Source organism: Micromonospora sp. CV4 (assembly GCF_003667455.1).
Lineage (GTDB): Bacteria > Actinomycetota > Actinomycetes > Mycobacteriales > Micromonosporaceae > Micromonospora.
In genome coordinates, this window is record NZ_RCVI01000343.1 from 1 (window position 1) to 16,448 (window position 16,448).

At 74.8% G+C, this 16,448-nt stretch carries 13 protein-coding genes; 3 read left to right on the plus strand and 10 right to left on the minus strand.

Annotated elements, in window-relative coordinates:
- Window positions 1–121: 121 nt before the first annotated feature.
- From mptB (EAD98_RS24250) to EAD98_RS24270, 5 genes are all read right to left on the minus strand, one after another.
- Window positions 122–1,648, minus strand: a complete 1,527-nt coding sequence (gene mptB, locus EAD98_RS24250) for a polyprenol phosphomannose-dependent alpha 1,6 mannosyltransferase MptB (protein ID WP_233583958.1) — start codon at window positions 1,646–1,648, stop codon at window positions 122–124.
- Between the two features lie 14 nt (window positions 1,649–1,662).
- On the minus strand, window positions 1,663–3,063 hold the full coding sequence (gene mptB / locus EAD98_RS24255) for a polyprenol phosphomannose-dependent alpha 1,6 mannosyltransferase MptB (protein WP_199723534.1): 1,401 nt from the start codon (window positions 3,061–3,063) through the stop codon (window positions 1,663–1,665).
- 47 nt (window positions 3,064–3,110) lie between these two features.
- Window positions 3,111–4,625, minus strand: a complete 1,515-nt coding sequence (locus EAD98_RS24260; RefSeq protein WP_233583959.1) for a hypothetical protein — start codon at window positions 4,623–4,625, stop codon at window positions 3,111–3,113.
- 130 nt (window positions 4,626–4,755) lie between these two features.
- Window positions 4,756–7,800, minus strand: a complete 3,045-nt coding sequence (locus EAD98_RS24265) for a bifunctional [glutamine synthetase] adenylyltransferase/[glutamine synthetase]-adenylyl-L-tyrosine phosphorylase (RefSeq protein ID WP_121656310.1) — start codon at window positions 7,798–7,800, stop codon at window positions 4,756–4,758.
- A complete protein-coding gene (locus EAD98_RS24270; protein WP_121656311.1) occupies window positions 7,800–8,567 on the minus strand; it encodes a type 1 glutamine amidotransferase in 768 nt (255 codons plus the stop codon). Before EAD98_RS24270 ends, EAD98_RS24265 begins: the two co-directional genes overlap by 1 nt.
- A 113-nt stretch (window positions 8,568–8,680) precedes the next feature.
- Here EAD98_RS24270 and EAD98_RS24275 point away from each other — a divergent pair, with 113 nt between their 5' ends.
- Complete coding sequence (locus EAD98_RS24275) at window positions 8,681–9,616, plus strand: LD-carboxypeptidase (RefSeq protein ID WP_121656312.1); 936 nt, start codon at window positions 8,681–8,683, stop codon at window positions 9,614–9,616.
- Window positions 9,617–9,635: 19 nt separating this feature from the next.
- Here EAD98_RS24275 and EAD98_RS24280 read toward each other — a convergent pair whose 3' ends face one another.
- Window positions 9,636–10,520, minus strand: a complete 885-nt coding sequence (locus EAD98_RS24280) for a virginiamycin B lyase (RefSeq protein ID WP_121656313.1) — start codon at window positions 10,518–10,520, stop codon at window positions 9,636–9,638.
- Window positions 10,521–10,705: 185 nt separating this feature from the next.
- On the opposite strand from EAD98_RS24280, the gene EAD98_RS24285 reads away from it, so the two are divergent.
- Complete coding sequence (locus EAD98_RS24285) at window positions 10,706–11,164, plus strand: hypothetical protein (RefSeq protein WP_121656314.1); 459 nt, start codon at window positions 10,706–10,708, stop codon at window positions 11,162–11,164.
- 48 nt (window positions 11,165–11,212) lie between these two features.
- On the opposite strand, the gene EAD98_RS24290 is transcribed toward EAD98_RS24285, so the two are convergent.
- The 4 genes from EAD98_RS24290 to glnA form a co-directional block, all read right to left on the minus strand.
- The gene (locus EAD98_RS24290) at window positions 11,213–11,587 is read right to left on the minus strand and encodes a VOC family protein (protein WP_121656315.1); all 375 of its coding nucleotides are present in this window, start codon (window positions 11,585–11,587) and stop codon (window positions 11,213–11,215) included.
- A 150-nt stretch (window positions 11,588–11,737) separates the two neighbouring features.
- Window positions 11,738–12,430 (minus strand): YafY family protein, encoded by a 693-nt coding sequence (locus EAD98_RS24295; protein ID WP_121656316.1) that lies wholly within the window; start codon window positions 12,428–12,430, stop codon window positions 11,738–11,740.
- A gap of 101 nt (window positions 12,431–12,531) precedes the next feature.
- A complete protein-coding gene (locus EAD98_RS24300) occupies window positions 12,532–12,957 on the minus strand; it encodes a DUF350 domain-containing protein (protein WP_121656317.1) in 426 nt (141 codons plus the stop codon).
- An 87-nt stretch (window positions 12,958–13,044) separates the two neighbouring features.
- A complete protein-coding gene (gene glnA / locus EAD98_RS24305) occupies window positions 13,045–14,394 on the minus strand; it encodes a type I glutamate--ammonia ligase (RefSeq protein WP_121656318.1) in 1,350 nt (449 codons plus the stop codon).
- Between the two features lie 215 nt (window positions 14,395–14,609).
- Between glnA and EAD98_RS24310 the strand changes: the two genes are divergently transcribed.
- The gene (locus tag EAD98_RS24310; protein ID WP_121656319.1) at window positions 14,610–16,367 is read left to right on the plus strand and encodes an NAD+ synthase; all 1,758 of its coding nucleotides are present in this window, start codon (window positions 14,610–14,612) and stop codon (window positions 16,365–16,367) included.
- The last annotated feature ends 81 nt before the right edge of the window (window positions 16,368–16,448 follow it).

Sequence of the window (16,448 nt, forward strand, 5' to 3'; positions counted from 1 at the left end):
CCCCACGCCAAGATCGTGCTCGATCCAGGATGTAGCGGCCTCACCCGCTCGCGATGCCACTACATCCCGGTTCGAGCGCGATCTTGACTGCCCAACTCACGCCCGGCCGGGAGTTGTGCCGTCACCCACCGGCGTCATGATCACGGAGCTTGGACGCGGAGGTGCGCGACGCGCGGTACCAGTGCAGGAGAACGGCCAGGAGCAGGACGGTCATCGCCACGGCGCCGGGAGCCTTCGTGAAACGGGCCAGGTTGGTGCCGTCGGGCAGGGTCAGAAAGGCCGCGAGCGCGGCCGGCAGCGCGAACCACGTCGCCCGGATGGCGGTGAGGGCGAGCAGCGCCAGCGGCCAGGTGGCGTACCAGGGGTGGAAGACCGGGGACAGGACGACGGTGGCGACCAGCGCCAGGGCCGCGCCGCGCAGCGCCACCCGGGGGCGCATCGCCTCGATCCGGGTCACCCGCTGCCGGACGTCGTTCAACGCACGAAGCGCCCGCCAGGCCCGCCACCAGAGGACCACCAGCACCCCGGCGAGCACCAGCAGCGCGAAGGCCCGGACCACCGGCACCGCCTGCGGGGCACGGCCGATCAGCGCGCCGGCGTAGTCCACGACCAGGCCGACCGCGGTGGGCGGCGACGTCCACTGCTCGGAGTCGCCGCTGTGGGTCAGCCCACCCACCCAGCCGAACCCGAGACCGGACAGCGCCGAGGTGACCAGCAACGCGGCCAGCAGCCCACCGGCCAGCCACCCGCCGTCGCGCAGCAGCACCCGCACGGTGTACCGGCCGTGCATCGCGGCCAGCGCGGCGAACGGCAGCACCACCACGGCGCTGGCCTTCACCGTGACCGCCAGGCCGAGCAGCGCCCCGGCGAACAGCAGCGCCGCCGGCCGGCCCGGCCGCCGGAGCACCACCAGCAGCCCGCCCAGCAGCAGACCCAGCATGACCGCGTCGTTGTGCGCCCCGGCCACCAGGTGCACCCCGACCAGCGGGCCGGCAAGCGCCAGCCAGGCGGCCCGCCGGGCCGGCACCCCGGCCGCACGGGCCAGCCCGGGCAGGCAGAGCGCCGCCAGCAGCAGCCCCGCCACGGCGATCACCCGCAGCCACACGACCGTGCCGGTGAGCCCGCCGCCGAGTTCGACCGCGAGCGCCGCGAGCAGCACGAAGACCGGACCGTACGGGGCCGGCGTGTCCCGCCAGATCGGCGCCACCGTGTCCAGCCACGGGCAGCCCGCCGCCGCCACGCCCACCGAGTACGGGTCGACGCCGTGCGCGTACGTCCAGCCCTGACAGGCGTACGAGTACACGTCCCGGCTGCCCGACGGCGGCGCGAGCAGCAGCGGCAGCGCCCACAGGCCGGCGGTGACGTACGCCCACCGGGTCGACGGCGCGCCCTCGCGCAGCGACCACCACGCCCCGACCAGCAGTGCGGTGCCGACCAGCCAGCAGGTGAGCGTCGCCGGACCGCCCGGGGAGCGCCAGATCGACACCGGCGTCGCGCCCAGCGGGGCGTCGGGCAGCGCCCCGCCGAGGTACCCGGCGACGGCGAGCAGCACCGCGCCGGCCAGGCCGCCGTACCGGACCGCGCGCGCCGTCAGCGAACCGTCAGCGGCGACCTCAGGTGCGGCGGTCGCGGCGCCGGGATCGGTCACCGGCGCACCTTTCCTCAGTCGGCGGCGACCGGCTGACGGGCCGCCCGAGCCGACCGTACCAACCGGATGACCAGCACGATCACCAACAGCGTCATCAGCGCCGCCCCGACCGTCTTGGTGTACCGGGGCAGCCCGGTGCCGTCGGGCAGCACCAGGAACACCGCGACCAGGGCGACCACGATGAACCACCGGGTCCGCCGGGCGGTGGCCGCCAGCACGAACAACGGCCAGGTCCAGTACCAGGGATGCACCACGGGTGAGAGCGCGACCGTGAGGGCGAGCGCGAGGCCGGCGTAGAACAGCGGGTCGCGGGTGCGAGCCCGCCACCAGAGCCAGACGAGGAGTACGGCCAGGAGCACGACGGCGATCCCGCGCGTCACCGGCAGCGCGTCGACGTGCCCGCCGAACAGCCGCGCGACGTCACCGATCGTCTGTCCGACAGCGGTCGGCGGCGAGGTCCACGCGACGGCGGCGCCGCCCTGGGACAGCCCGCCGATCCAGCCGAAGTCCAGCCCACCGGCAGCGGTCACGCCCACGACGGTGGCGACCGCGCCGCCGACCACCCAGCCGCCGTCGCGGATCAGGGTCCGGATCCGGAACGGCCCGGCGGTGGCGGCCAGCGCGGCGAACGGCACCACCACCACAGCGGTGACCTTGATCGCCACGGCGACACCGAGCAGCACCCCGCCAACCAGCAGCAGCCCACGCCGGCCGGGTCGGGACGCCACCACGGCCAGCCCACCGACCAGCGCGGCGAGCATCAGCACGTCGTTGTGTGGGCCACCGATCAGGTGCGCGGCGACCAGCGGGGAGCCCAGCGCCAGCCACACCGCCCGCTTGGCCGGCACACCGGTCCGCCGTGCCAGCGCCGGCAGCGCCCACGCGCACAGCACCACCCCGGCCAGCGACAGCGCCCGGAACAGCACGATGCTGGCGGTCAGCGAACCGGTGACCTTGACCACGGCGCCGGCGATGAGCACGAACAGCGGCCCGTACGGCGCCGGAGTGTCCCGCCAGATGACGGACACCGTGTCGAGCCAGGGGCAGGGCAGCGCGGAGACGCCCTGCTCGTACGGGCTGATGCCGCCGGCGAAGCTGGCGCCCTGGCAGGTGTACGCGTACACGTCCCGGCTGCCGAAGGGCGGCGCGATGAGCAACGGCAGCAGCCAGAGCCCCACGGTGACCAGCGCCCACCGCGTCGACGGGCCCCCGTCGCGCAGCGCCCACCAGGCGTACGCCATCAGACCGGTGCCGACCGCCCACGCGGTGAGGACCAGCGGGCCGTTCGGACCCTGCCAGATGCTGACCGGGGTGCTGCGCAGGGGGCCGCCGGGGAACGCGCCGCCGAGGAACGCGGACAGCGCGAGCAGCATCGAGCCGGCCAGGCCGGTCCAGCGCGCGAGGTGGGAAGGCACCCCGACATGCTGCCAGCCCGTCGACGGGGAGCCGACGGCAGGCACCGTCAGCAGTGGCGCGCCGGCGCGAGGCTGCTGGAGATCGAGTAGTCACCTGCGGCACGGACGCGCACCTCGGTCCACCCGTCCGCGCCGGGTCGCAGACAGCCGTCCGGGCCGGTCAACGACAGCCAGCGCGACCAGCGCACCCGAACCGGCACGTCGCCCGGCGGGGCGGTCAGCCGGACCGAGCCCCGGTCGGCGGCGACGAGGTTGCCCGGGGCCCCGACCAGCGGAGTCGGATCGACCACGGCGTACATCTGCCAGGTCGGATCACGCCAGACCTCCCGCAGGTACGGCAGGCCGCCGCGGATCAGCGCGGCCTCGTCGCGGCCCCACCGGTCGGCGGGGGCGTCCGGGGCGAGCGCCACGTACGTCACCGCCTCGTGACGGAGCCACTGCTCGTAGGTCTGCGCGGTCAGGGTGCCGTCGTAGAACACCGAGTTGCGATCGCTGTCGACCTGGCGCTCCCAGCCACGGGCGAGCGGCACGGTCGGTGGCAGGTACGCGGACTCCCAGTGGTCCCGCAGCGGCACCACCTCGACCCGCCCGGTCGGCTGCCGCCGCTCCAGTTCGGCGACGAGCGGCCGGTGGAACGCCGGGTCGCTCTCCGGCGCGCCGGCCCGCACGACGTCGCTCACCATCACCGGGGACTGCCACCACACGGTCGCGGCGAGCAGCCCGGCCAGCCACGGCGTGGGCAGCGGGGCGTACCCGGCCAGCACGGGCAGGGCGAAGAGCAGCGACAGGCGCAACGCGTTGGAACCGATCGGGCTGGGCACGTAGTAGGCACCGACCAGGAGCAGCACCGTGAGCACCGCGCCGATGCGCAGCACGTGGCGACGGCGGGGCAGCACGACGCCCACCAGCACCGCGAGCGCGACGTTGATCCGCATCGACTCGGCCGAGTACGGCTGGGTCCCTCCGTTGCCGAAGAACGCGGCGATCGGAGCGAGCGTGACCGCGGGCGCCACGGCCAGCACGAGGCCCTCCGCCAGTGGTCGCTCCACTCGCCAACCACCCGGCAGTCGACGGCCCGGCCCGGCGCCGTGGCGCAGGGCGGCCAGCAGCAACGCCGCGCCGGCCAGCCCGGTGAACAGGCCCGCGACCGGGCTCGCCGCGGTCGCGAGCGCGGCGCATCCGGCGGCGAGCGCCAGCCGTACCGGACGCGGTGGGCGTTCCGCGCTGACCGCGCAGAGCGCCAGCAGCCCGAATGTCAGCCCCACGGCGAAGGTGATCCGGCCGCTGGCCAGGTTGCCGACCAGCACCGCGGCACCGAGGACACCGGCCAACAGCGGGCGGCGAGCCCGGCTACGGGTGAACAGCCACCCCAGCGCGGCCGCGCCGACCACGGCGGCGACGGCGCCCAGCGGACGTACGCCGATCAGTGCGCCCAACCGGGCCGTGAACAGGCTGTAGCCGTACTGGTTGACGCCGCCGTACCAACCGAAATCGAGGGGCGCGGCCCCGTACCGGTCGGCGAACTCGGCGCGGGCCACCTGGGCGGCCAGGTCGGTGCCCATCCTCGGCGCGAGCAGGAACGCGGCCGCGAGCAGCACCGCGACCCCGGCGGCCGCCGCCCAGACCGCGTGCGGGGATCGGGCGCGTTCGGTCCGCTGGCCGGCCCGCGCACCGGCCGGGTGGGTCAGTGCGTCAGGCATTGAGCACCCGTTCCGCGGCAGCGCGGGAGCGGCGGCCGGTGCGCAGGTACTCGTCGAGGAACTCCCCCGGATCGTCCCGGCCGAGCAGCGCGACCACCCCGGCCAGCTCCACCCCGTGCCGGGGCAGCTGGTCACCGGCCCGGCCCCGGACCAGCATCAGCGCGTTGCGCACCTGCGCGGCCAGGGACCAGCCGGCGGCCATCTCCGCGGCGTCCGCCGGGTCGACCAGGCCGGCCCGCTCGGCGGCCGCGAGCGCGTCGAGGGTACGCGTGCCGCGCAGCTCCGGGATCGCGCCGGCGTGTCGGAGCTGGACGAGCTGCACCGCCCACTCGACGTCGGCCAGCCCGCCGCGGCCCAGCTTGGTGTGGGTGGCCGGGTCGGCGCCGCGGGGCAGCCGCTCGGTCTCCACCCGCGCCTTGATCCGGCGGATCTCGACGACCTGCTCGCGGGTGAGACCGTCGGCGGGGTAGCGCACCGGGTCGATCAGCGCCTCGAACTCGGCGCCCAGGTCGGCGTCACCGCAGACGAACCGGGCGCGCAGCAGCGCCTGCGCCTCCCACACCCGCGACCAGCGGGCGTAGTACTGGGCGTACGCGGCGAGGCTGCGCACCAACGGGCCCTGCCGGCCCTCCGGGCGCAGGTCGGCGTCGACGCCGAGCGGCGGGTCGGGGGCGGGCACTCCGAGCAGCCGGCGCAGTTCCTCGGCGATCGCGTGGGCGGCGGCGCTGGCCGCGCTCTCGTTGCTCCCGGGGGGCGGGTCGTAGACGAAGAGCACGTCGGCGTCGGAGAGGTAGTTCGACTCGTACCCGCCGAGCCGACCCATGCCGATCACCGCGAATCGCAGCCCGGGCGGTGCCGCCTGACCGGCCTGGGCGGCTCGTAGCGCGGCGGCCAGGGTGGCGTCGGTGACGTCGGAGAGGGCCGTGCCGACCGCGGTGATGTCGGCCAGCCCGGGGGCCTGCCGGTTTCCGCCGTCCGTCCGCGTGGGTGTGGGTGTGGGTGCGAGCGAACCGGCCCGGCAGAGCACGTCGGCGCAGGCCACCCGGACCAGCTCCCGGCGGCGCAGCGCGCGTACCGCCCGGGTCGCCTCGACCGGGTCGCCGTGCCGGGCCGCCGCCGCGAGAAAGCCCTCCTGGAGCACTGCGCGTGGGCGGGGCGCCAGCTCGTTCTCCTCGGCCAGCAGTCGCAGCGCCTCCGGGTCCCGGGCGAGCAGGTCGGCGACGTACCGGGAGAGGGCGAGGACCCGGGCGAGCCGCCGGGCGACCGGGCCACCGTCGCGCAGCAGCCGCAGGTACCAGGGGGTGCTGCCGAGCTTGTCGGAGACCTGCCGGTAGTTGAGCAGCCCCCGGTCCGGCTCCGGCGCGTCGGCGAACTCGCTGAGCAGCACCGGCAGCAGGGTCCGTTGGATGGCCGCGGTGCGGCTCACCCCGCCGGTGAGGGCCTGGAGGTGCCGCAGCGCCCCGGCCGGGTCGGCGAAGCCGAGGATCTCCAGCCGGTGCCGGGCCGCCTCCGGGGTGAGCCGCAGCCCGTCGGCCGGCACCCGGGCGACCGACTCCAGCAGCGGCCGGTACAGCAGCTTGGCGTGCAGTCGGCGTACCTCGGCGGCGTGGGTCACCCACTCGGCCCGGAAGGCCTCCACGGCGCTGCGCCCCGGCGTCGCCGTGTAGTCCAGGGCGGCGGCGAGCCAGCGCAGCGCGGCCGGCTCGGTGGGCACGGTGTGGGTGCGGCGCAGGCTCTGCAACTGGAGCCGGTGTTCGATGCTGCGCAGGAACCGGTAGCCGCGCAGCAGAGCCTCGCCGTCGGCGCGACCGACGTAGCCGCCGGCGACGAGCGCCCGCAACGCCGGGATGGTGCCGGGTACGCGCAGCGTCTCGTCGCCGCGACCGTGCACGAGCTGCAACAGCTGGACGGCGAACTCGATGTCGCGCAGCCCGCCGGAGCCGCGCTTGATCTCGCGCTCCAACTCCTTCGGCGGGATGTTGTCGATGATCCGGCGCCGCATCGCGCGGACGTCCTCGACCGCCTCGGGCCGTTCGGCCGCCCGCCACACCAGCGGCGCGAGCTGGTCGATCCACTCCTGGGCCAGCGGCAGGTCACCGGCGGCCGGGCGGGCCTTGAGCAGCGCCTGGAACTCCCAGGTGCGCGCCCACCGGCGGTAGTAGGCCAGGTGGCTCGCGAGGGTGCGCACCAGCGGGCCCCGGTTGCCCTCCGGACGCAGCGCCGCGTCCACCGGCCAGGCGACCAGCCCACAGATGTGGATCAGCCGGGTCGCCACCTGGGTGGCGGCGGAGAGGTCGGCGTCGTCGGCCGCCACGAAGATGACGTCCACGTCGGACACGTAGTTCAGCTCGCCGCCGCCGCACTTGCCCATCGCCACCACGGCCAGCCGGGGCCGCGCGGTGCCCGCCGGCAGCTCCGCGACCGCGCTCTCGTACGCCGCGGCCAGCGTCGCGTCCGCCAGCGCCGACAGCGCGGCCATGGTCTGCTCCAGGCCGCGCCCGCCGGTCAGGTCGGCCGCCGCGATCCGCAGCAGGGCCAGCCGGTACGCGGACCGCAGCACCGCCACCGGGTTGCCGTCGCCGGTCGGCTCCAGCCGACCCTCGGCGGTGGGCGCGAGCCCGTCCGGGGCGGTGCGCAGCGCCGCGTAGTGCTCGGGGTGGGCCACCAGATGGTCGCCGAGCGCCGACGAGGCGCCGAGGACCGCGATCAACCGCCGTCGCAGCCCCGGATCGGTGTGCAGCTCCGCGAGCAGCGGCGACCCGGGACCGGTCGCGCCGGACGCCGTTCCGCCGTTCGCGCGGCGTTCGGCCTCGACGATGCGGTGCAGCTGGCGCAGCGCCAGGTCCGGGTCGGCGGCCCGGGACAGCGCGGCGAGCAGCTCCACGGCCGACTCGTCGACCGGCTCCTGCTCGGCCGGCCGCCACAGCCCCAGCCCGTCCGGGCCGAGCAGGTCGGCGGCGCGCGCCCCGCCGTCACCCTCGGCGGTGCCGAAGCCGTACCGGGCGAGCCGGCCCGGCGCCCTGGTCGGCCTGCTCATCAGTGCCCGAGCAGCGGCAGGCCCCGCCGCGTCGTGCTGTCGTCCAGCTCCCCGAGGGCCAGCGCGGCGAACCGGGCGGCGAACGGCTGCCAGACCTCCTCGACGTCGACCATGACCGAGGCGCAGGCCGCGACCACCAGCTCCGGGTCGTAGCCCAGCTCGGCGAGGAGCGTCGAGTCGGCCGCCCAGTCGGCGATCATCGCGGTGTCGCACTCGATGTGGAACTGCAGCCCCCAGGCCCGGTCACCGAGCCGGAACGCCTGGTGCGGGTAGCGGGTGGAGGCGGCCAGCAGGGTGGCGCCCCGGGGCAGCTCGGTGATCTCGTCGGAGTGCCACTGGAGCACGTCCGGGATCAGCGGCACGTACCGGAACAGCGGGTCGCCCTCGGCGGCGTCGCGCCGGCCGACCACGCCGGGGCCGATCTCCGGCCCGGACGGGCTCCGCTCGACCAGCCCGGCGTGCGCGGTGGCGAGCAGCTGCGCGCCCAGGCAGATGGCCAGGGTGGGCACCCGGTACCGGACGGCCTTGCGCAACAGCCCCTCCACCGCCGGGAACCAGGGGGCGCCGGGCGAGCCGTCCGCCAGCGGGTACGCCTGCTGCTCGCCGCCGAGCACCACGAGCGCCGCGTACCCCTCCAGGTCGGCGGGGAGCTCGTCGCCGGCGTGCGGGCGGACCACCCACAGCTCCAGCCCGGCCTCGGTCAGCCACTCGCCCAGTCGACGCAGGTCGTCCGACGGGTCGTTCTCGATCACCAGCGCGGTTGCCACCCGTCGAGGCTAGCCGGTGCGCCGCGGAGGGCCACGCCCCGCCACGGCCCGCGCCCTCCGTCGCCGGCCTGCGCCAGCTGCCCGGGACAGCGGGGTCGATAGGCTCTGCGGTTGTGATCAGCGAGGACCCGACCGTCGTCCGTCCGCCCGCGCTGCGCCCGGGTGACACGGTGCTGCTGGTGTCGCCGTCCGGGCCGACCTCGCCGGAGCGGGTGGCCCGTGGGGTGGAGCTGCTCACCGGCTGGGGCCTGCGGCCGGTGGTGGCGCCGAACGCGTACGCCCGGCAGGGCTACCTGGCCGGCGCGGACGACCTGCGCGCCGCCGACCTGAACGCGGCGTTCGCCGACCCGCAGGTGCGCGGAGTGATCTGCACCCGCGGCGGGTACGGGGCCCAGCGGGTGGTGGACGCCATCGACATGGACGCGGTCCGCCGCGACCCGAAGGTGGTGGCCGGCTTCTCCGACATCACCGCGTTGCAGTTCGCGCTCTGGCGGGGCGCCCGGCTCGCCGGTGTGCACGGCCCGGGGGCGGCCTGGCGGGATGAACGCACCCCGCTGCGCTCGGCCGAGTCGCTGCACGCCGCGCTGATGACGACCGAGCCGGTGACGGTCACCGCGGTGGCCGGCGAGGAGACCTATCCGGTCCGTGTCCCGGGTCGGGCCACCGGCACCCTGCTCGGCGGCAACCTGTGCATGATCGCCGCGTCGATCGGCACGCCGGACCTGCCCGACCTGACCGGGGCGGTGCTGTTGATCGAGGACGTGCAGGAGCCCCCGTACAAGGTCGACCGGATGCTCACCCACCTGCGCCGGGCCGGCGCGCTGGACGGGTTGGCGGGGGTGGCGGTCGGTCAGTTCACCGACTGCGCCGACGGCTGGGACACCACGATCGTCGATGTGCTCGGCGAACGGCTCGGTGGCCTCGGCGTGCCGGTGCTCGGCGGGCTGCCGATCGGCCACGGCCCCGGTCAGCTCACCGTCCCCGTCGGCACGCGGGCCATCCTCGACACCGGGACGGCCACCCTCACCGTCTCCCCCGCCGTCGCCTGACCCGCTCCGCTCCCGCGGGTCAGGGGGTGAGGCGGGCCAGGTGGCCCGTCTCCAGGGCCGCGTAGACGCTGCCGTCGGACCCGACGGTGAGGCCGTGCGGCTCGGAGTTCGGGGTGGGCAGCTCGTAGGTGTCGACCCGGCCGGCCGGGTCGACGTGGCCGATACGGTTTCCGGCCCACTCGGTGAACCAGGCGCCACCGGACGGATCGGCGACGACGGCGTGCGGCCGGGCCGTCCGGTCCGGCAGCGGGTACTCCTCGATCCGGCCGTCGGGGGTGATCCGCCCGACCTGACCGGCCGCGATCTCCACGAACCAGAGCGCCCCGTCCACACCCGCGGCGATACCGACCGGCGCGGCGCCCTCGGTGGGCAACGGATGCACCCGCACGGCGCCGTCCATGCCGACCCGGGCGATCGCGTTCGCCTGGTTGAGGGTGCACCAGACGGCGTCGTCCGGGCCGGCCGCCACCATCGAGGCGTACGCCCCGGAGACCGGCAACCGCACCTCGGTGACCACTCCGTCGGCGCTCACCCGTCCGACGGTGTCGGAGTTCATCCCGGCGTACCAGAGGGCGCCGTCCGGCCCGGCGGCGATGCCGCACGGGCCGGTGCCGGGCGGCACCGCGAACGCGCTCTGCTGCCCGTCGGTGGTGATCCGGCCGATCCGGTCGTCCCCGGAGCGGGTGAACCAGAGGGCGCCGTCCGGGCCGGACGTGACGATCAGTGGACGGCTGCCCGGATCGCCGGCCGGCCAGCGGCGCACCGAACCGTCCCCGTCCACCCGGGCGATCGCGCCGGCGTGGACCAGGGTCAGCCAGAGCGCCGCGTCGGCGCCGGTGGTGATGCCGTACGGCCCGGCCTGCGGATCGGTGATCGGAAGTTCGCGGATCGGAGTGGACGTCACGAGAGGCTGCCTTCCGTCGATGAACGGACCCACCCTCACCCACCGGGCGTACCGAGGCAACCGGTTTGTCCGACTCCGCGCCCCGGATTGCCAGCTGGCGGACAGCTTCGGCACGGCTCCCACCCAGCCGCACTGGTCACCGTCGGTGACGACATCGCAGCACCACCGAGCATCTGGAGGAGAGCATGTCCCGCACCATCCGTAAGAAGCACCTGCTGGCCGGCCTGGCCACCGCCGGCGTCCTCGGCGTGGGGATCGCGGCCCCGACGATCGCGTTCGCCGCGGACGCCACGTCCACGCCGAGCGCCAGCAGCACCACCGACGGCCCGGGCACGAAGGCCGACCGGCAGGGTGAGTTCGCCGAGGCGCTCGCCAAGGAGCTGGGCGTCTCCGCCGACAAGGTGACCGCCGCGCTGGAGAAGGTCCGCGAGCAGCGGCTCGCCGACCGGCCGGAGCGGCCGTCCACCGAGGACCGGCAGGCCGCGCTCAAGGAGCGGCTGGACCAGGCGGTCAAGGACGGCAAGCTCACCCAGGAGCAGGCCGACGCGATCACCAAGGCTGTCGAGTCCGGTGTCTTCCCCGGCCCGGGCGGCCACCGTGGGCCGGGCGGTCACGGCGGGCCCGGCGGTACGGCCGGCAAGTGACCGTCGGCGGCCCCGCCCGCCCGGGCGGGGCCGCCACCGTCCAGATCGTCAGCCGGCGGGCGGGGGCGTGAACACGCCGAGGTGGTTGCCGGCCGGGTCGAGCAGGTGGGCGAGGCTGAGCCCGCTCGGAGTCGTCCGGACCGGCACCAGCACCTTGCCGCCGGCCGCCTCGGCCCGCCGGCAGGTCTCGGACACGTCGGCGACCTCGGCGTAGAACACCGCGTAGTTCGGCGACGTCCCGTCGGTCGCCCGGATCGCCCCGCCGATTCCGGCGTCGCCTCCGGCGCCGGTGACGCGGTAGGACCCGCCGTTGGCGGCGCCCTGCTCCTCGAAGGTCCAACCGAACAGCTCGCCGTAGAAGCGCTCCGCCTCCTCCGGTCGATCGGTGCCGATCTCGAACCAGGTGATGGGCGTGGTGGACATCTGCTGCCTCCAGTTTCCGTGCCGGCCGTTCGGCCGTCGTCAGGAGCAGTCTCGGGGCCGTCCGCGACAGCGTCCTGTCGGTGTTTCCGCATCACCTGACGGGGTCCGTACCGCCAGAGGCGATGCCCGACGGGGTCCGGGCCGTCGGTCTCAGACCAGGCTGAGCCGTCGGATCCGCTCGTGCGGGATGTCCAGATCCGCCGGGCGCAGCTCCCGCGCCACCACCTCGTGCAGTGCCCGCACGCCCCGGATCCGGTCCGTGCGGAAGCAGCGCAGCTCGTCGCGCAGCCGGCACCAGGCGAGCAGGTACCAGTGCCGGGCGTTGCCGAGGTAACCGAGCGGCTCGACGTCCCGTGCCGACTCGGCGCCGCCGCGGTCGGCGTACCGGATGCGCAGCACCCGTCGCGCGGCCACCGCGTCGGCGACGATGGCCGGGACGGGTGTGGCCGGCCCGTCGCCGATCAGGTGCACCCGGCCGGCGAGCCGGTGCGCCTCGGCCGCGTCGGCGGCCGGCAGCACCGCCACCAGCTTGCGCAGCGCGGTGGCGCCCGGCGCGGCGAACGGCGTGCCGGCGAGCCGGTGCAGCGCGACGGCCATCGCCACCGCCTCGGCGGCGGTGAGGTTGACCGGGGGCAGGGTGCGGGCGCGGTCCAGCACGTAACCGCCGGTGCGCCCCGGCTCCGCCCAGATCGGCACGCCGGCCTCCTGGAGGGCACCGATGTCGCGCTCGATCGTCCGGCTGCTCACCTCGAAGCGGGTGGCCAGCCAGCGGGCGCTGCGCGGCCGCGGCGACATCGCCCGCAGCTCCTCGACCAGGGCGTACAGGCGGTCGGTGCGGTTCATGCCCGGCACGCTACGGCCGAGGTACGACGACGACAGCGCTCCGCCGACGCGGGCTCAGGCGATTGCGGCCAAAGGCGATGCGGCCTCAGGCGATCGCGGGCTCAGGCGATGCAGGCGCAGACGATCAGTGCCGCCCCGAAGTGGGTGGCGGCGCTGACCCGGGCCGCCGGGTGCGGCTCCGGCGAGCAGATGACCTCACCGAGCTTGCCCGGGGTGAGCAGGTCGAGCACCACGAAGGCCAGCGCCATGATGGCCAGCCCGACCAGCCCGAACACCACGGTGGAGGCGAGCCCCTTGCCGAAGTCGCTGTAGCTGGTGAGGATCGCCGTGAAGACGATCCCGGCGATGCCCAGCTGGTTGGCGGCGAGCAGCAGCCCCGCGTTGGTGTTGCGGTCCACCCAGATCAGGTCCCGCAGGCGGCCGGGAGTGAGCAGGTCGACCAGCCCGAACCCGGCCGCCATCAGCCCCACGCCGACGAGACCGAACACGACGCTCTGCCAGGCACCGCTGAGCAGATCCTCCAGCACCGACTGCCTCCCGACTCTCCGCCCGGAGGGGTACCGGCGCGGTGATCGAGACGATAGCGGCAGCACGCAACCGCGTCAGCCCCGGAACTACAGCGCCAGGTAGCGCTGCCGCTCGTACGGGGTGACCTCGCGACGGTACTGCTCCCACTCGGCCCGCTTGTTGCGCAGGAAGAAGTCGAAGACGTGCTCGCCGAGCACCTCGGCGACCAGCTCGGACTCGGCCATCACGTCGATCGCCTCGGCGAGGTTCTCCGGCAGCGCCTCGTACCCCATCGCGCGCCGCTCGGCGCTGGTCAGCGACCAGACGTCGTCCTCGGCGCCCGGCGGCAGCTCGTACCCCTCCTCGATGCCCTTCAGGCCGGCGCCGAGGAGCACCGCGAAGGCGAGGTACGGGTTGGCCGCCGAGTCCGGCGAGCGGACCTCGACCCGGGCCGAGTTGGGCTTGCCGTACGCGGGCACCCGCACGAGCGCGGACCGGTTCAGGTGCCCCCAGCAGACGTACGCCGGGCTCTCGGTGATCCGGTCCGGCAGGTGCTGCGGGAAGAGCCGCTTGTACGAGTTGACCCACTGGTTGGTGACCGCGGTGTACTCGCGGGCGTGCACCAGCAGGCCGGCGATGAACGACTTCGCCACCTTGGAGAGCTTCATCGGGTCGCCGTTGTCGTGGAAGGCGTTGCGCTCGCCCTCGAACAGCGACAGGTGGGTGTGCATGCCGCTGCCCGGCTGGTCGGTGAACGGCTTCGGCATGAAGCTCGCCTGCACACCGGTGGAGAGCGCCACCTCCTTGACCACGTGCCGGAAGGTCATGATGTTGTCGGCGGTGGTGAGCGCGTCGGCGTAGCGCAGGTCGATCTCCTGCTGGCCGGGGGCGACCTCGTGGTGGCTGAACTCCACCGAGATGCCGATCCGCTCCAGCGCCAGCACGCCCTGCCGGCGGAAGTCGCGGGCGACGGCGTGGGTGGTGTGCTCGAAGTAGCCGCCGGTGTCCACCGGAACGGGCACCGAGCCGTCCTGGGGGCCGTTCTCCAGCAGGAAGAACTCGATCTCGGGGTGGGTGTAGAAGGTGAAGCCCTTCTCGGCGGCCTTGGACAGCGCCCGGCGCAGCACGTGCCGCGGGTCGGCCCAGGAGGGCCCGCCGTCGGGCAGCAGGATGTCGCAGAACATCCGGGCGCTCTCGCCGCTGACCCCGCCCTCGAACGGGAAGACCTGGAAGGTGGTCGGGTCGGGCATGGCGACCATGTCGGACTCGAAGACCCGGGCGAAGCCCTCGATCGCCGAGCCGTCGAAGCCGATGCCCTCCTCGAAGGCCGCCTCCAGCTCAGCGGGTGCCACCGACACGCTCTTGAGCGTGCCCAGCACGTCCGTGAACCACAGCCGGACGAACCGGATGTCCCGCTCTTCCAGCGTACGGAGGACGAACTCCTGCTGACGGTCCACTGCCACCCCTCGCAACACCTGTTTGCCAGCACCGGCCGGGTCGACCGGGCCTGACCGACCAGTCTCCACGGGCCTGGTTACGCCGACGTTACGCCAACGCCCGGCCCCCGTCCTGCCGTGCCCGCCGCGCTGCCCGCGCGCGGGCGGCGGGTGCGTGGCCCGCGTCTCCCGCCGGGCGCCGTGTCCGCCCCGAACGGCTGGGGCAAGATGAGGGCATGCCCACCCTGCGTCTCGCCCTGTCCCAGGTCAACCCGAGCGTCGGCGACCTCGCCGGCAACGCGGACCTGGTCCGCAGCTGGACACGCCAGGCCGCCGACGCCGGCGCCCAGCTGGTGCTCTTCCCGGAGATGATGCTGACCGGGTACCCGGTCGAGGACCTGGTCTTCCGGCGCTCCTTCGTCGCCGCGTCCCGGGCCGCCCTGGAGCGACTCGCCGCCGACCTCGCCGCGGACGGCCTCGGCGAGCTGCCGGTGGTGGTCGGCTACCTGGACGCCGACGGGCCGCCGCAGGTCAGCGGGGACGCCGAGCCGGGCCGGGGCGCCCGCAACGCCGCCGCCCTGCTGCACCGGGGCGCGGTCGCCGTCCGCTACTTCAAGCACCACCTGCCCAACTACGGCGTCTTCGACGAGGACCGCTACTTCGTCTCCGGTGACACGCTGACCGTCGTACGGATCGGCGGGGTGGACGTCGCGCTGACCATCTGCGAGGACCTGTGGCAGTCCGGCGGCCCGTTCGCCGCCGCCCGGCAGGCCGGGGTCGGCCTGGTGGTCAACATCAACGGCTCGCCGTACGAGCTGAACAAGGACGACATCCGACTGCCGCTGGTCCGCCGCCGGGCCGCCGAGGCCGGCGCCGCCATCGCGTACGTCAACATGATCGGCGGCCAGGACGAGCTGGTCTTCGAGGGCGACTCGATGATCGTGACCGCCGACGGTGAGCTGCTCACCCGCGCCCCGCAGTTCGTCGAGCACCTGCTCGTGCACGACGTCGAGCTGCCGGCCGCCGCCGACGCACCGATCGCGGAGGCCGTCGCGCACGACATGCGGCTGGTGCACAGCACGGTGGACGCCATCCCGCCCACGCCGTCCGGCCCGGCCGCGGTCGGCGGGCTGATCGAGCCGGTGGCCGACGAGGCCGAGGTGTGGCAGGCGCTCGTGCTCGGCCTGCGCGACTACGTCAACAAGAACCGGTTCCCGTCGGTGGTGCTCGGCCTCTCCGGCGGCATCGACTCCGCGGTGGTGGCCGCGCTCGCCGTCGACGCGCTCGGCCCGGACCGGGTGGTCGGGGTGTCGCTGCCCAGCCAGCACTCCTCCGAGCACTCCCGGGAGGACGCCGCCGACCTGGCCAAGCGCACCGGTCTGGATTACCGCGTGGAGCCGATCCAGCCGATGGTGGACGGCTTCCTGGCCAACCTGTCGCTGTCCGGGGTGGCGGTGGAGAACCTCCAGGCCCGGGTACGCGGCGTGACCCTGATGGCCCTGTCGAACCAGGAGGGCCACCTGGTGCTGACCACCGGCAACAAGAGCGAGCTGGCGGTCGGCTACTCCACCCTGTACGGCGACTCGGTGGGCGGCTTCAACCCCATCAAGGACGTCTGGAAGACGCTGGTCTGGCGGCTGGCGAAGTGGCGCAACACGGACGCGATCCGCCGGGGTCAGACCGCCCCGATCCCGGAGAACTCGATCGGCAAGCCGCCCAGCGCCGAGCTGAGCCCGGGCCAGCTGGACAGCGACACCCTGCCCGACTACGACGTGCTGGACCCGATCCTGATCGGCTACGTCGACGGTGACCTCGGCCGGGACGGGCTGGTCGAGTCGGGTCACGACCCCGCGGTGGTGGACAAGGTGCTGCGGCTGGTGGATACCGCCGAGTACAAGCGACGGCAGTCCGCGCCGGGCACGAAGATCTCGATGAAGGCGTTCGGGCGGGACCGCCGGCTGCCGATCACCAACCGGTGGCGCGAGCACGGCTGAGCCGGCCGGGTGCGCGCCCGGGCCGGTGGGTGGCGGCGGGCCGGTGGGTGGCGGCCGGGCCTGCGGGGGCGCGGCCGGACC

Coding starts and splice junctions, on each gene's coding strand:
- EAD98_RS24290 (WP_121656315.1), bottom strand. CDS start 11,587: ATGTCCACCACGCCCATCACCTGGTTCGAGATCGGCACCGATCGACCG.
- EAD98_RS24310 (WP_121656319.1), top strand. CDS start 14,610: ATGCCCACCCTGCGTCTCGCCCTGTCCCAGGTCAACCCGAGCGTCGGC.
- EAD98_RS24285 (WP_121656314.1), top strand. CDS start 10,706: ATGTCCCGCACCATCCGTAAGAAGCACCTGCTGGCCGGCCTGGCCACC.
- EAD98_RS24295 (WP_121656316.1), bottom strand. CDS start 12,430: ATGAACCGCACCGACCGCCTGTACGCCCTGGTCGAGGAGCTGCGGGCG.
- EAD98_RS24265 (WP_121656310.1), bottom strand. CDS start 7,800: ATGAGCAGGCCGACCAGGGCGCCGGGCCGGCTCGCCCGGTACGGCTTC.
- EAD98_RS24260 (WP_233583959.1), bottom strand. CDS start 4,625: ATGGGCACCGACCTGGCCGCCCAGGTGGCCCGCGCCGAGTTCGCCGAC.